This is a genomic window from Acidobacteriota bacterium (assembly GCA_020349885.1).
Classification (GTDB): domain Bacteria; phylum Acidobacteriota.
In genome coordinates, this window is record CP070701.1 from 2,349,813 (window position 1) to 2,363,999 (window position 14,187).

General features: G+C 61.8%; 12 protein-coding genes. 5 read left to right on the forward strand and 7 right to left on the reverse strand.

Going from position 1 to position 14,187, the window contains the following annotated elements:
- Positions 1-123: 123 nt before the first annotated feature.
- Positions 124-2,646: a hypothetical protein gene (locus tag JSV08_10015; protein UCF80816.1), complete on the reverse strand. Its 2,523-nt coding sequence runs from the start codon at positions 2,644-2,646 to the stop codon at positions 124-126.
- A 265-nt stretch (positions 2,647-2,911) separates the two neighbouring features.
- On the opposite strand from JSV08_10015, the gene JSV08_10020 reads away from it, so the two are divergent.
- The 3 genes from JSV08_10020 to JSV08_10030 all read left to right on the forward strand — a co-directional run bounded on the left by JSV08_10020 (position 2,912) and on the right by JSV08_10030 (position 5,982).
- Positions 2,912-4,198: an amidohydrolase gene (locus JSV08_10020; GenBank protein UCF80817.1), complete on the forward strand. Its 1,287-nt coding sequence runs from the start codon at positions 2,912-2,914 to the stop codon at positions 4,196-4,198.
- Between the two features lie 15 nt (positions 4,199-4,213).
- Positions 4,214-4,984, forward strand: coding sequence for a ribonuclease PH (gene rph, locus JSV08_10025; protein UCF80818.1), 771 nt, complete (start codon positions 4,214-4,216; stop codon positions 4,982-4,984).
- 68 nt (positions 4,985-5,052) lie between these two features.
- A complete protein-coding gene (locus JSV08_10030) occupies positions 5,053-5,982 on the forward strand; it encodes a hypothetical protein (protein ID UCF80819.1) in 930 nt (309 codons plus the stop codon).
- Between the two features lie 19 nt (positions 5,983-6,001).
- On the opposite strand, the gene JSV08_10035 is transcribed toward JSV08_10030, so the two are convergent.
- Positions 6,002-6,421, reverse strand: a complete 420-nt coding sequence (locus JSV08_10035) for a hypothetical protein (GenBank protein UCF80820.1) — start codon at positions 6,419-6,421, stop codon at positions 6,002-6,004.
- A gap of 102 nt (positions 6,422-6,523) precedes the next feature.
- Entirely contained in the window at positions 6,524-7,183 is a 660-nt protein-coding gene (locus tag JSV08_10040; protein ID UCF80821.1) for a metal-dependent transcriptional regulator, read from the reverse strand.
- A 32-nt stretch (positions 7,184-7,215) separates the two neighbouring features.
- On the opposite strand from JSV08_10040, the gene JSV08_10045 reads away from it, so the two are divergent.
- On the forward strand, positions 7,216-7,386 hold the full coding sequence (locus tag JSV08_10045; GenBank protein UCF80822.1) for a hypothetical protein: 171 nt from the start codon (positions 7,216-7,218) through the stop codon (positions 7,384-7,386).
- A gap of 22 nt (positions 7,387-7,408) precedes the next feature.
- On the opposite strand, the gene feoB is transcribed toward JSV08_10045, so the two are convergent.
- Entirely contained in the window at positions 7,409-9,385 is a 1,977-nt protein-coding gene (gene feoB, locus JSV08_10050; protein ID UCF80823.1) for a ferrous iron transport protein B, read from the reverse strand.
- Positions 9,382-9,885, reverse strand: a complete 504-nt coding sequence (locus tag JSV08_10055) for a transcriptional repressor (GenBank protein ID UCF80824.1) — start codon at positions 9,883-9,885, stop codon at positions 9,382-9,384. The genes feoB and JSV08_10055 overlap by 4 nt, the downstream gene beginning before the upstream one ends.
- A gap of 136 nt (positions 9,886-10,021) precedes the next feature.
- Between JSV08_10055 and JSV08_10060 the strand changes: the two genes are divergently transcribed.
- The gene (locus JSV08_10060; GenBank protein ID UCF80825.1) at positions 10,022-10,330 is read left to right on the forward strand and encodes a transposase; all 309 of its coding nucleotides are present in this window, start codon (positions 10,022-10,024) and stop codon (positions 10,328-10,330) included.
- Between the two features lie 149 nt (positions 10,331-10,479).
- Here the strand turns inward: JSV08_10060 and JSV08_10065 are convergent, their stop codons facing one another.
- Both JSV08_10065 and JSV08_10070 read right to left on the reverse strand, forming a co-directional pair.
- Complete coding sequence (locus JSV08_10065; GenBank protein UCF80826.1) at positions 10,480-11,721, reverse strand: saccharopine dehydrogenase NADP-binding domain-containing protein; 1,242 nt, start codon at positions 11,719-11,721, stop codon at positions 10,480-10,482.
- 368 nt (positions 11,722-12,089) lie between these two features.
- On the reverse strand, positions 12,090-13,454 hold the full coding sequence (locus JSV08_10070; GenBank protein ID UCF80827.1) for an aspartate aminotransferase family protein: 1,365 nt from the start codon (positions 13,452-13,454) through the stop codon (positions 12,090-12,092).
- Positions 13,455-14,187 lie beyond the last annotated feature (733 nt).

Genomic DNA, 14,187 nt, shown 5'->3' on the forward strand with positions numbered 1-14,187 from the left:
GCCGCCCGTGGGGGCAATTCGTGAATTGCCCTTACAAAAAAACGGCTTCGGCGTCGGGCCTTGGTCGGCACCCGGCCTTCGGTCGGCATAAGTCCCGCCCTACAACCAAAAAGGATTTTGAAATTACTTCCACTCTTCTTCGGCCGTGACCGCGGCGGCGAGCGTCTTCAGTTCGTCGAAGACCACTTCCGTCGGCTCTCCGGGAACGTGCAGTTGGAACTCGTAATCCGGCTCGTCTACGAAGAAGCGCTGCTTGAGCGCGCGGTGCTTTTTGAAGCGCAGGGTGATGGGCGCGAGCACCAGCTTGAATTCCTCCGGGTCCTGCTTGATGCGGCCCGTAAAGACGTAGCCGTCTTTTTCGGCGTCCTCCTGCACGCTCCAGTAGAAGCGGATCTTGGCGTGGCCCGGGTCGATGTACCAGTCCTCGAACCAGTCGTCGAGATTCTTGTAGAAATCATCTAGGAGGAGGAATTGATTCCGAGTCTCGCGCGGCCACTCCGCGACCGGCGTCTTGCTTTCACGGTAGGCCCTGAACGGCTCGCTCCACATGTATTCGCCGACGACCTTCTTGACGGTGTCGATGAAGTCGGGCGTAACGGGCTGCCTTCCCGCGAAATCTCTTAGAAACCGTGTCAGAAGCGCCCTGAAAAGCTCGGGGCCTAGGATCTGGCGGAGCATGTGGAGAACGTAGGGACCTTTTCGGTGCACCTGGGTTTTGTAGCTCTCCCAGCGTGAGAAGCGCAAACTGGGTTTGTAGCTCCCCCCGGGAGAATAGAGGGAGGCTTGTTTGTAAGGCTCCAGGGTGAGGATTCCTCTCCCGTAGAATCCGCCCTCGGGACCCATGAGCCACTGTGTCTCCGCTTCTTCCGACAACGCCGCAGCGCCCGAGCCTTTCTTTCTTTGTTCCTTGAAGAACTCCAGGGAAAGCCCCCATGCATATTCTGCGAATCCCTCGCTCAGCCATGCGTCTTCGTGATAGTTTCGCATGCCGGTGATTTCCGGCCACCATTGGTGCGCCAGTTGATGGGCGAGATAGCGGTTATTCTCCATCGACGCCTGTACCAATCCGGGGGTGTGCGGCCTCATTTTGGACGCTGTGAATATGTCCAATTCGTCATAAGGAAAAGGCATTTGAAAATATTGGCTGTAGAATTGGAGGAAGCTGCACGCTTGCGCAAGCCTGTCGGGAAGATTTTGTCGTTGAGAACCATAGACGGAAATCGTGGGATTGCCCCATTTCTCGGCGAATTCCTTCGTTTCCGGAGCTTCTTCGACGTCGTAAAGCTTGCTGAAGCGCCGTTGGTATTCTCCGAAAAAGACGGCGAAATTGCGCACCGGCTTATCGAGGCGCGTGTGCAGGCATTCGTAGCCGGGTTCCTCCCAGCGCTTCACCGTTGTGCCGGACGCCCCCATGGTGAATTTGAGAGGCACTCTGACTTTAACATCGTAAGTGGCCTCGTTTTCCATAGCGCCTACTTGTGGGTACCATGGATAATCGCCGTCCAGCCAGACAAATTTAGCCTCATACTCCAGAGCGACCGTATAATCTTTTCCCGTTTCCATGGGCTTTCCCATGTCCACCAGAAGCTCATTACGGTCGTGGAAAAAGGGAAGGGGATTCCCCCCGGCGTCCGTGCATTTCTTTATGATAAAGGCCTTCTGATTGTAGTCGGGGATGTGGGACCAAAATTCAAACCATGCGCAGCGCACTCCCTCCTTTCGCGGGCGAATGCGCATCGTCATTCTATTTTTAAGGAACACGTCCGTTTCCACCGTGATGTCCATATCGTAATGAAGAATCTCGATGGGGCGGCGGTCTTCGTGAAGGCGCTTTCGCAGGTTCGCCGTCCAGCCGCCCTCGTCCTGCCGATAGTCTTCCCGGCGGTCCCAGTTTACGCCCCCTCTCCAGATCACCTGCCGGCGTCCCCACGCCGTTTCATAGGAGATGCGCCTTGCATTGCATTCGCGCTCGAGGTTGGGATTAAACCGATACCGAACCCATTCGAAATCCTCGGTGTTTGCTCGGAATTCGAAGTGCTCGTTAGGAAAATTGTTCAGATGGTGCCACACAACGACGCGAACGGGAATCTCCCGCCAGTCGGGCGGGCCGGCCTGCCGGCGGAAAAGCTTCTTGGCGCGCTCGCGGCGCTTTTCCGGAAGCTTACCCTCCGTCGCTGCCGTCACTTCCGAGCCGGGCACCTTCCGTTCTCCCGAAAGAAGCTCGTAAACGTCCTGCGGCACCACAAGGAACGCTTGCGCGAAAGGCTGGTCCTTGATGTCTTTATTTGAGGGGTCCATGCTTTCCCGCAACCAGAGGATGTTTCTGAACTGCATGTCTTTGACGGGCTCGGGGATGTCGATGGTCATTTTTCCCCTGCCGAGGAAGACCGCGACGTAGAGTTGGTCGCCGATTTTGTTTGAAAAGAAAATGTTTCCGTCCTCGAGCGTCGCGGAGAAGCTGTCGTGCTCAAGCAGAAGATTCTTGACGGCGAAACCTTTTGAAATGTCGAGGGTGATTTGGTTGAACTCGTCGTAGAGGCGCTCCAGGTCGTTCTTGGCCTCTTCCTTGGCGTGCGCGGAAAAGGCCGCCCCGACGACGACGGCAAGGGCGATTGATAATAGACGAAACCTGCTTACATGGAACACTGTGCCCTCCGAGCGGAAACATTCCAATTCAGGCTAACAGGTTAACCGAGGGAGCGTAAATTATCAACCTGCTGTATGGATTGAGGCGTCCGAGCGGGATAAACCGGCAGGCTTGCCAAGGCGAAGTTCGAAACGAACGTTCGCGTCGTCGAACGGCTGCCCGGCTTCGCCCGCGGGCTTCGCCGTGGCAGTCTTCGTTCTCACTTCGTTTCGAACGAAGACTGGAAGAAGTGGTATAATATACTTACTCAGAAGGATTCACGCCATGAAAAGAACGTTTTGTCTCGCACCCGCCGCCTTTGGAATCGCGGCAATCCTGGGCTCGGTCGCCGGAGGAGCCCGGGCCGATTCGCCGCCCGGCGTGGAAGCCAAGGTGCGGGATGTGATGCCGGGCGTCATCGAGCTTCGGAGAAATTTTCACGCCCATCCCGAGCTTTCGAACCGCGAGGAGCGCACCGCCCGTGTCGTGGCCGAGCGTCTCCGCGAGTTGGGCCTCGAGGTGCAGACCGGTGTCGCCAGGCACGGCGTTGTGGCCCTCCTGCGGGGTGCGCGGCCCGGGCGCTGCGCCGCGCTTCGGGCCGACATGGACGCCCTGCCCGTTGCGGAGGCGACGGGGCTGCCGTTCGCCTCGAAAAACCCGGGCGTCATGCACGCCTGCGGGCACGACGCGCACACGGCAGTTCTTCTCGGCGCAGCCGAGGTCCTCGCCTTGATGAAGGGCGACTTGAGCGGCACCGTGAAATTTATCTTTCAGCCCGCGGAGGAAGGCGCGCCTCCGGGCGAAGAGGGCGGAGCGCTTCTGATGGTCGAGGAGGGCGTTTTGGAAAACCCGAAGGTGGACGCCATCTTCGCGCTTCATGTTTTTCCCACCCTGGAGGCGGGAAAAATCGGTTATACGTTCGGCGGCACGATGGCGAGCGTCGACCGCTTCAAGGTGACGATGCACGGCAAGCAGACGCACGCCGCCTACCCGTGGGAGGGCGTGGACCCGGTCGTGGCGAGCGCCCATGCCATAACGGCGCTTCAGACGATTGCGAGCCGCACGGTGGACACGCGGGAGCCCGTGGTGGTCTCGGTGGGCATTGTTGAGGGCGGGCGGCGCTGGAACATTATTCCCGAGAGCATTACGTTTCATGGCACGGTGCGCGCCCACAGCCGCGACGTGCGGGCGCAGGCTCGCAGGGACTTCGAGCGAATCCTGAGCGGCGTCGCGAGCGCGCACGGCGCCGAGTACGAATTGGAATACGAGGACCTCGCCCCCGTGACCTACAACGACCCCGACCTCGGGCGCGGCATGCTGGACGCGCTCGGGCGCGTGGCGGGCCCGGGCGTCGTCGTCGAGGCCAAGCCCACGATGGGCGGCGAGGATTTCGCCTTTTACGCGGAGCGCGTTCCCGGCTTCTACATCCGCCTGGGCGTCCGGAACGAAGACGCGGGAGCCGTGAGCGCACTGCACACACCGACGTTTCAACTCGATGAAGCGGCGCTGCCCCTCGGGGTGCGCGCCCTCGTCGAAATGGCGTGGGAATTTCTCCACGCCCCTGTTCCTTAGAGAAAGAAGGTGAACATGGCTCGTGAAGAAACAGCCTTGGTGAATCCCTATCGAGTCGACGCGCGCGCGGCCGATGCGATGCGGCCCGTCCGGATCGAGCCCCACCCGCTTAGGCACCCCGAAGGCTCGGCCCTCATCGAGGTGGGGGAGACGCGCGTTTTGTGCACGGCCACCGTCGAAAGTGGCGTGCCGCATTTTCTGCGCAACGACCCGAAAAAAATGGGCACGGGCTGGGTTACGGCGGAGTACGCGATGATTCCCCGCGCCACGAACGTGCGCATTCCCCGCGAAAGGGGCAGCAGCGGCGCCCGCTCGAGCGAGATAAGCCGCCTCGTCGGCCGCTCCCTCCGCGCCGTGTGCGACCTGGGCGCGCTCGGGCAGCGCACCGTCACGGTGGACTGCGACGTCCTGCAGGCCGACGGCGGCACTCGGGCGGCGGCCGTCACGGGGGGGTTCGTGGCGCTCGCGCTTGCCATGGAGAAGCTCCGGCTCGACGAGAGCATCGTCGAATGGCCGCTTCGACACTTTGCCGCCGCCGTGAGCGTCGGCTTCGTGGACGGCTCGGTGCTCCTGGATCTGGACTACGCCGAAGACTCGCGCGCCCAGCTTGACGTGAACGTCGTCAAGACGCAGCGCATGGAGATCATCGAGATTCAGGGCACGGCCGAAACGGAGCCCGTTCCGGAAGAAACGTTCCGCGCCATGCTCGCGCTCTCCGACCGTGGGATCCGCAACCTTGTGGAGTGCCAGCGCCGGGCGCTTCCCGGCGTTCCGTGTCCGGCGTGATTGCAGGCCGAAACACCGTGCCGCTCGCTGCGAGGCTGTCCGGCCATTGACCGTCCGCCTTGCTTTCCATGACCGACTGGTATTGGAAGCCTTCTCCTGAGTATTTCGACGCGCCGCAGGTGCCGGGCGCTCAAGCAAAGTTTCGCTTCGGCGGGCTCGTCGTTGACGCGGCGACGGCGCTTCCCGTCGAGCGCGTCTTTTCGGAGCGCCAGCGGCGCTTTCTCGCGCGGGATAACAGCCGGGCGCACCACACGCTGGAAGTCTTTGAAGCGCGGGACCGCTCATGGTTCATGCACCCGGCGCGCGCTCCCGAGCACGCCCCGGCCGGAGATCTGCTCGACGCCGGCGACGGGGAGGCGAGCACGGCGCTTTTTTACTACACGGCCGCCCGCTTGGAGTGGGCCCGGCGGCGCACGCGCGTCGCCGTAGCCGTCGACACTCCACGGGAGGTAATCCCCCGTCACCTTGAAACCGTAACCAAATACGTCCTTTGCCAACAAGGGCCGGCGGAGGGAACGGTCCTCTTTCACGGCGCGGCGCTCGTTCCCCGCCCGGGCCGCTCGCCTTGCGGCAGGGAAGAGGCGTTCGTCCTGGCCGGCCGTTCGGGAATCGGAAAGTCCACGCTGAGCCATATCGCATTCTGGAGCGGGCGCTTTCGTGTGCTCGCCGACGAGATCCTGATGCTGCGCTTTGAGCGCGGGCGCTGCCGGGTCTCCAGCGCTCCTTTCGGGGGGACGTTCAGCGCCACGGGTGAATATCCCGTCCGTGCGTTTCTGCACCTCCACCAGGCCTCGGAGGACCGCCTCGAGCCGCTTTCCGGCGTCCGCGCCATGGCAGAGCTGGCGGTGGCGGCCCAATACGGCAATTTCCACCCGGACCTGAACACCGAACACGTTTCCGCTTTTATGTCCCGCGTAGCCTCGGACGTTCCCTGCTACTGTCTCTTTTCCAAGCGGGGGGACGGCTCCCTGAATCTTCTCCAGGAAAGCTTCAAGTAAAGCCGGGCCGGGGCGGCCGTCAAGCACCTCCTCCCGCTTTTTCTTCATGCGAGCAGGCGCATCGCCCGCGCCTTCGGGTGCTGAGCCGGGGAATGAAGAGCGTTTCGGCGACGATGACGAGCGCCAGGCAGATCATGAGCAGCGTGCCCGTGGCCCGCAGCACCGCAACCGAAAGGAGCCCCTCCGCGCCGCGGTGGAGCGCCACCGCCGCCGCGCCCCACAGGAGCGCTACCGCCGCGCCGAGGGTTTTCAGTCCTGCGCGCAGGCCCGAAAAAAACCATGCCGCAAGCAGCGGAACAAAAGCGACGAAAAGCGCCCTCGCGTCGGGCGCCTCGCTCCAGAGATTCACGAGACCGACGGCGGCTGCGGACAGCGCTACGGCCGCGATGAGCAGGCGCGTCCTAAGCGGCGGCGCTTGAATGCCTTTGGACATGGGCATGGCGGTGGCCTTTTGAAAGAAGGATATTTTTGCACAGTCCGGGCGTGGCGTGCACCTTGACCTCCTTGCCTGGGGCGGGGCGGTGGACGAGGACGGCTTCCCCTAGGCCTCCTTGACGTAGATGTTGCTGGCGACGTCCTCTTCGAGCGCGATCGTGGTTTCGCCCATCTCGAGGACGTAGGAGGGCAGCTTCTGGGCGAGCCGCACAGTTTTCCCGGGCACCAGGCCGAGGCTGCTGAGTTTTCTGAGGCGCGCCTTGGTCCCGGGAACCAGGAAGACGACCCGCACCTCGTCCCCCACGGCCGTCGTCGTGAGCGGTTTCACGAGCGGCTCGAGCTCCCGGCGCGCGCTTTCGCAGCACTTCCCCTTCGGAATGCGCCGCCCGTCCGGCGTGAGCGGGGGGTGACCAAGGAAAGTGCAAATGCTTTCCGTGACGCGGCGGTTTAGGACGTGCTCCAGCTCGCACGCCACGTCCTCGACCTCCCGGGCTTCCAGATCGAAGAGCTGCGAGAGGAGCACGGCGGTGAGGCGGTTGCGGCGCACGATCTCCTCCGCCTCGCTCCGGCCCCGGCGGGTGAGCTCCACGACGCGGTTCTCGCAGGAGACGGCGCCGCGCCGCGTCAGGATGTCCAGCGTCTCGTCCAGGGGCTGGATCTTGCTCGCGGCCCGGAGCACGTCCACCGTGGGCGGCCCGTCCTCCTCGCTCATGGTCCAGATTTCTTCGAGGACTTCCTCGGCCGGGACGTGCCGCTCAATCCGCATGGCGGAGTTTCCTTCTTTCGCGCAGCCACCCGATGGCGCGCCTTGCGAGGTTTATTACGGCGGACTGGCGCGGGAACCGGTGCCCGCACCGCGGGCACGCCGCGAGCGAGCTTCCCGTCGGGCACACGACGCCCGCGACGGCGCACCCGGAACAAGCCTCGGCGGGGGCGGCGAACCCGAAGCCGCAGAGCGCGCAGGTGTAGGCGTTGAATCTTGCCACTGGTGTCATCCTCCGAGCCATCCCGTTGCGTGAAGCATCGCGCGGACGGCGCCGCCGACCGCGACGGCGAGCGGAAACACGAACATGGCGATTAGTACGCCGGCGCGCAGGCCGAGCTCCTTTATGGCCATCAGGAAATTGGCTACGCAGGGAACGAAGAGCGTGATGACCACGATCGCGACGAGCGCCTGCGCCGGCCCGAGTGCGCCTTTTTCCAACAGTACGAAAAGGCCCGCCGCGCCGAAGTCGCGCCGCAGGAATCCCATGACGAAGGCGTCGGTGGCGGCCGCGGGAAGCCCCAGGAAGCTCTGCACGACCGGCGCGCCGGCCTCGCGCAGGAAGCCGAGGACGCGGAGCTTGTCGAACGCGAACACGATGGCGGTGCCGATGAGAAAAAGCGGCACGGCCTCCTTGAGGTACCACTCGACGCGCCCGAGCGTCTTGACCGCGATGTTCGAAAGCGTGGGCCTTCGCATGGGCGGAACCTCCAGCACGAAGTCCGAGCCCTTCCCCGGGAGCACCCGCGCCGCGAGCCACCCCACCGACACGAGCACGCCGAGCACGACGGCGAGCCAGAGGAATAGGGCCGGGAGCGGGAGCACGGCCATCATGGCCGCAATGACGCCGAGCTGCGCCGAGCACGGCACCGCGAGCACCAGAAGGAGCGTCGTGATGAGGCGCTCCCTGCGGGTTTCGAGAATCCGCGTCGTCATCGTGGCCATCGTGTCGCACCCCAAGCCGAGCACCATGGGAAGCACGGCCTTGCCGTTGAGGCCCATGAGGCGGAAGAGGCGGTTCATCATGAGCGCCAGGCGCGCCAGGTAGCCGCTGTCTTCTAGGATGCCGAAGGCGAGGAAAAACGTCGCGACGATGGGCAGGATGATGGCGACGGAGTACGTGACGCCCATGGTGATGAGGCCGAACTCGCCGACGAAGAGCTCACGCACCAGGGCCCACGGCGCGAGGCGCTCGAACAGCCAGACCGCGGCGGGGTTGATGAATTTCCCGAAGAGCGTGTTTTCCAATAAACCCACGAGCACCCCCGCGCCGAGGCCCCCCACGAACAGCCACATGCCCGCGAGGACGAGGGCGAGCACTCCGAGGCCGTACACGGGATGCATCGCCGCGGCGCCGAGGCGCGCCGCCGGGCCCGACGCGCGGACCTTTCCGCTGCGCACGACGTATTCTGCGGCCAGGCGCTCGACCGCTTCCAGGCGGGCGCGGTGGAGGAGGGAGGCGACGGGCTCGTCGTAGCGGCGCTCCATGCGGGTGCGCAGGCCCGCGAGGCGGAGCCGCGCCTCGGGCGAGAGATTTTTCTTTAACCACGGCGCGAGCGTCTCGTCGCCCGCGAGCGCCATCGCCGCCACGGCGCGCCGGCCGCCCGCGAAGGGAAGCGTTTCCTCCGCCTGCCGCAGCGCCTCCTCGATGGGCTTGGGATAGTGCGCGGAGAGCCGGGGGACGCGCGCGTCGGGAAGGGCGGCGACGAGCGCGCCGACTCCCTTGCGCTCGACGGCCACCGTGGAGACGACGGGGACGCCAAGGCGCTCGCCCAGGCGCCGCGCGTCGATCTCGATGCCGCGCGAGCGCGCCTCGTCCGCCATGTTGAGCGCGAGGACCACCGGCAGGCCCATCTCGCCCAGCTCGAGCGTCAGCAGGAGCGCCCGCGAGAGGTTCTTCGAGTCGGCCACCTGCACCACCGCGTCGCAGCCACCCGCGAGGAGGATGTCGCGCGCGACGCGCTCGTCCTCGCTCGTGGGAAGCAGGCTGTTGATGCCGGGCGTGTCCACGACGGTCACGCGTCGGCGGTTGAGCGTGCCCTCGCCCCGGGCGACCTCGACCGTGGTGCCCGGGTAGTTGGAAACAATCGCGTACCGGCCCGTGAGCAGCCCGAAGATAACGCTCTTGCCGACGTTCGGGTTGCCGGCGAGGAGCACCCTGGATTCAGGTTGTTCGCCGGCCGCGGCGCGCGCGGTCGGGCTCACGGCTTTCTCCGTGCGCTCCGGCTCCGCTTGCGGCGGCAGAGCGGGCAGAGGCCGTAAATCTTGTGGCTGTGGCAGGCGAGGGTAAAGCCGAATTCCCTGCAGATTTTTCCCTGCCGCTGCTCGATCACGTCGTCCTTGAACTCCACGATGGCGCCGCAGGCGTTGCAGATGAGGTGGTCGTGGTGGTCATGCCCGAAGGCGAACTCGTACGAGGCCCTGGCGTCGCTGAGCGCGGTCTTGACCACGAGGTTCGCCTCCGAGAGAAGCTCCAGGGTGCGGTAGATGGTGGCGCGGGAGACGGGAATATTTTTTCGCCGGAGCTCCACGAGGAGGCCGTCGGCGTCGAAGTGGTCGTGGACGCGGTAGATTCTTTCGACCAGGACGCGCCGCGGCATCGTCATCCGGAGCCCCTTGCGGCGCAGGTAGGCCTCGAAGGCCTCCAGGCACTCCTCGAGCGAGGGCGGGGGGGCCTTCCTGCCGTCTGCGGTTTTCCTCGGCATAGTGCTCTCGTTCCTTTTCTTGCTATTGCGACCCAGTCTCAGTATACGATAGCACGCCTGGGGCGCGCTGTCAAGCTTTTTCTGGGGGAATTTTGGAGGGAGGGAAGGGGGGGGGTTAGCGAATGGCAGATGACAGATGACCGATAGGGTTCAGGGAGTTCAGGAAATTCAGAGTTTGGGGGGTGGGGGTTGGCAGACTTACTCCGCCGTAGCCAGGGCCGTAGCGGCTGCGCGAAGGCGAGGGAAGAAAAAGGCGATGAACCGGATGTGGGCGAAGGGGCGGGGAAGAGTGGAGGCGGCGTTTTGCTCGATGAAGCGCTGGTGCGGACTGCCGAGGATACGCTACCTCGGGGAGGAGGGGGCGCGCCTGCAGGTGTACCTGTCGGCGCTGGCGCACAACCTCAAGAGAATGGTGAAGCTTACCGAAGCGGAGGGACGGGTGTGAGCGGGGTGCGAAAAAAAACGGCGCCGCGAGGCGCTCCAGCGGGAGCGCGGGGAAGGAGATTCCCCACTCGCAGACACCGAAAAGGGGCTAAAAACCGATGCGTTCTGCCCACAAGCCGCTCAGAGGTATTTTTCGGAGGTTTCTATAGTTTATTTTATTTCCTTAACTCGTTTGTTAACCTTAATTCCCCATTCCTCAAGACCTGCAAAGAAAATTTTTCTTTCTTCTTTATCAAGGGTTTCTGCGGGGAATACTCCATTTTGCTTCAACTGGCCACGCATCATCATTAAAGTAGCAATCGATACTGGCAGTGAAGCCATATAGGAGAGATCATTGGTTCCTTTTATTCTGCTGCAAGTCTCTACAACACTCGGATTGTCAGTCCATAACTTGTAGTGATATTTTTTGCCGCCTCTTTTTCCTTTCACATCAACTTCGACCTGCATCCGGCTGAAGAGTCTTTTACTCTTAACCAGTTCCATGCATTGTTTCGGAGTCATTGACTTTGGGAGCAGTGCAAAAAACACATCCCTTGGAACAACCTTAACTCCCTTTACATCAATGGGGTCTTCATCCATCAGGCCAAGCCCCTCTAACATAAACTCCCACATCTCACTGCCTGGTTCACCCATTTTAAAATCACAATATTTAACAGGCTTTCCGATAAATTTTGGTATGGTAATCGGCTCTTCATGCAGATGATAATAGACCTTTACCTTTCGATCCATGGGCGGTTCAAAATAATGTTCCTCTTCTCCTGAAAATGGTTCTCCGATTTTATACTCACCATCTTCCCACCAGATAGGTTCATCCGCGCAGTCTCCAAGGTAAGTTGGGAAGGACCAATGTGCCACTGGTTCGTCACATTCCACGAAGCCGTAATCCTTAATTCCGATATAATCAACTTCATCAAGTTCATCCGCAGCTTCTTTTGCCATCACGTTTACTGTGCCGGAATCACTGCCGATAAGAATAAAAGCCTTTAATCCGGCATCTTCAAAATCTTTCGCGTAATCGAGCTGATCAACAAGGAATGGATCCTGGGGCGTGGTCTTTCTTTTACTTTCCAATATTTCGTCTGACGCCATATCCAAATAATTTACCTTTGCAGCAAGGGCTGCCTCAATAATATTCCTGTTAAACTCTGAAACCGTTGCGTTTACCACAGCGTAATAACCGCCTTCTTTTATCACTGCTGTCAGCGCGTCGAGATTTGATGCATCGACTTTTACGGTTTTTATCTTTGGTGATCCTAATACTTCCGCGACTTCGTTTGCCCTGCCGATGTCAATATCTGCAAGCATTACGGTATCTATGTCGTCCTGTGCCGAAAGTACTCCGGCAACCACATTTCCCTGCGCTCCTGCGCCGATAACAATGATTTTCTTCATAACGTAATCCTCCAAGTTGTTGATTTACTTTTTGAAATCGTGCCAGCTACAAAGTTAGTCTTTCCTGCCCTGCCGGCCGTGTTGAGCGTAGCGAAAACACGGCGGCAGAACCGCCGCAGGCGCCACCGGCGGCCGATACCCCCAGCGCGCTGTGCGGTCATTTCGTATTTTCGTATCGTATTATACCATTCGCCATCGTTCTGTCAATACCTTCGCTTCCAGCAGGGTCGTGTCCCACATGTGGGGGAATTTCCGCGTTTCCCTTGAGGGCATTGCATCGTAGCCTTCAGGCCGCCTTGTCAAGTCCTGGAAGCCGGCCCGCCCTAACGACCCCTGGCGTGTCCGCCAGGACAAGCTTGGCGGGCAAGCTACTCCTCGTTCGCGATTGAAATCGCCTCTTCCAGGATGTCCATTCCCTGCTCGAAGAGGGAGCGCTCGATGTTGAGCGGCGGCTGGATGCGCACGAACCACCCGATTTCGTCGTAAATCATGTAGAGGCCCCTCTTCAGGCACTCGGCGTTGACGCGCTTCGCCGCCTCGAAGTGCTTCTCCTTGGTCTTGCGGTCCTTGACGAACTCGACCGCGAGCCACAGCCCCTTGCACCGGACCTCCCCGATGATCGGGTACTTCTCATACATCTCCCTGAGGCGCCCGAGCCCGTACTCGCCGAGCTCGGTCGCGTAATCGAAGAGCCCGTCGCGGTACAGGATCTCGATGGTTTTGATGGCCGCGGCGCAGCCGGCGGGAGTGCCCGCGTAGGTCCCCGACACGGACGCCTCGGCCTTGTCCATGACCTCGGCGCGGCCCGCGACGGCCGCGATCGGCTCCAGGCCGCCGGAAATCCCCTTCCCGATGACGATAATGTCCGGCTCGGCGCCCTTCCAGTGCTCGAAGGCCCACATCTTGCCGCAGCGGCCGAACCCGCTCTGCACCTCGTCTATGCACAGGTACCAGCCGTAGCGGTCGCACATCTTGCGCAGCCCGGGGAGGAAGTCGTCCGGGGGAATCCAGACCCCGGACTCCCCCATGACCGGCTCGACGAGGACGCCCGCGATACTCTCGTCGGGGATTTGGTATGTGAGAAGCATGTCCTCGATGTACTCCAGCGTGGCCCGGCCCGCGCCGCCTCCGCTCCTCGACCGCAGCGGCGTCCGATAAGTGTACGGGTACGGTGCGAAGAGGAAGCCGTTCACGAGCGGGGCCGTGTCCTCGCGCCCCTCCGAAGTCATCGTGCCGGCGCCCAGCGCGCCGTAAGACACCCCGTGGAACTGCCCGAAGAACGAGAGGACGAAAGGGCGCTCCGAGGCGCGCCGCATGATCCGCAGCGCCCCCTCGACCGCCTCGGTCCCGGTGGTCAGGAACGTCACCCGGTTAATCCGCTCGGGACAAACGGACAGGAGTTTCTCGGCCAGCTCGATCCTTTGTACGGTGTTGGCGTACGCGGTCCAGTAGCCCACGCCCAGCCGCCCCATCATCTGGTTGATCACCTCGACGACCTCCGGGTTGCAGTTGCCGACGTTGCTGTTGCCCCAGCCCGATCCGAAATCGATGAAGCGGTTGCCGTCGACGTCCTCGATGAGCGAGCCCTGGGCGCTCGAGGCCAGGAAGACGATCTCCTCCTCATCCCCGTATTCGCCGTACGACAACAACTCGGTTCCGCGCTTCGTCAGCTTGCGCGTCTTGGGTCCAGGGAGCGGGGTTTTGATCAGCTTGACGCGGTCTTTCTTAGACATATATCCTCACAAGTTTTTAAATTACTTTTTGAAGCCAGCTCCAAATTAGTCTTTCCTGCCCTGCCGCCGTGTTGAGCGTAGCGAAACACTGCGGCAGAACCGCCGCCGGCGCCGCCGGCGGCCGATACCCCAGCGCGCTGTGCGGTCGTTTCGTATTTTCGTATCGTATTATACCATTTGCCATCGTTCAGTCAACACCTTCGCTTCCAGCAGGGTCGTGTCCCACATGTGGGGGAATTTCCGCCCCTCCCTTGATGGGAGGGGATTCAGGGGAGGGTGATTCACCCCCACCCCTGGCCTGTCCGCCAGGACAAGCTTTGTCCTCCCCCCTCAAGGGGGAGGCGGGATCCGGCAAAAGCGGCACATGCGGCAATTCCGGCAAATCCGGCAAAAGCGGCAAATTAGGCAAAATCCTTGACAAAACGCCGGGGCGGCATACATGGGGAAGTATGGAGTATCGAGTATCACGTATGGAGTATAGAGTATGCGGAATGCATCGGAGTCAAGAAATGGGGCGAAAAGCGGCCCAAGGGAGGGGGGTGCCCCCCCCTATCAATTTACAAAACAGTAGTGGCCCCTGACCGTTGGTTTGGTAGGGGGTGACCTGCCCCCCTGAAACTGGTCCAGTGTTAGAGTTAGACTCTAGCTCTGGAGCAAGCAAGAAAGGGGTGCATAATGACACGGAAACGCTACACGGCAGAACAGATCATACGGAAACTGCGAGAGGCTGAGG

Excerpts from the sequence above, each read along its gene's own strand:
- JSV08_10020 (UCF80817.1), top strand. The coding sequence starts at position 2,912 with ATGAAAAGAACGTTTTGTCTCGCACCCGCCGCCTTTGGAATCGCGGCA.
- rph (UCF80818.1), top strand. The coding sequence starts at position 4,214 with ATGGCTCGTGAAGAAACAGCCTTGGTGAATCCCTATCGAGTCGACGCG.
- JSV08_10030 (UCF80819.1), top strand. The coding sequence starts at position 5,053 with ATGACCGACTGGTATTGGAAGCCTTCTCCTGAGTATTTCGACGCGCCG.
- JSV08_10035 (UCF80820.1), bottom strand. The coding sequence starts at position 6,421 with ATGCCCATGTCCAAAGGCATTCAAGCGCCGCCGCTTAGGACGCGCCTG.
- JSV08_10040 (UCF80821.1), bottom strand. The coding sequence starts at position 7,183 with ATGCGGATTGAGCGGCACGTCCCGGCCGAGGAAGTCCTCGAAGAAATC.
- JSV08_10045 (UCF80822.1), top strand. The coding sequence starts at position 7,216 with ATGGCGCGCCTTGCGAGGTTTATTACGGCGGACTGGCGCGGGAACCGG.
- JSV08_10055 (UCF80824.1), bottom strand. The coding sequence starts at position 9,885 with ATGCCGAGGAAAACCGCAGACGGCAGGAAGGCCCCCCCGCCCTCGCTC.
- JSV08_10060 (UCF80825.1), top strand. The coding sequence starts at position 10,022 with ATGACCGATAGGGTTCAGGGAGTTCAGGAAATTCAGAGTTTGGGGGGT.
- JSV08_10065 (UCF80826.1), bottom strand. The coding sequence starts at position 11,721 with ATGAAGAAAATCATTGTTATCGGCGCAGGAGCGCAGGGAAATGTGGTT.
- JSV08_10070 (UCF80827.1), bottom strand. The coding sequence starts at position 13,454 with ATGTCTAAGAAAGACCGCGTCAAGCTGATCAAAACCCCGCTCCCTGGA.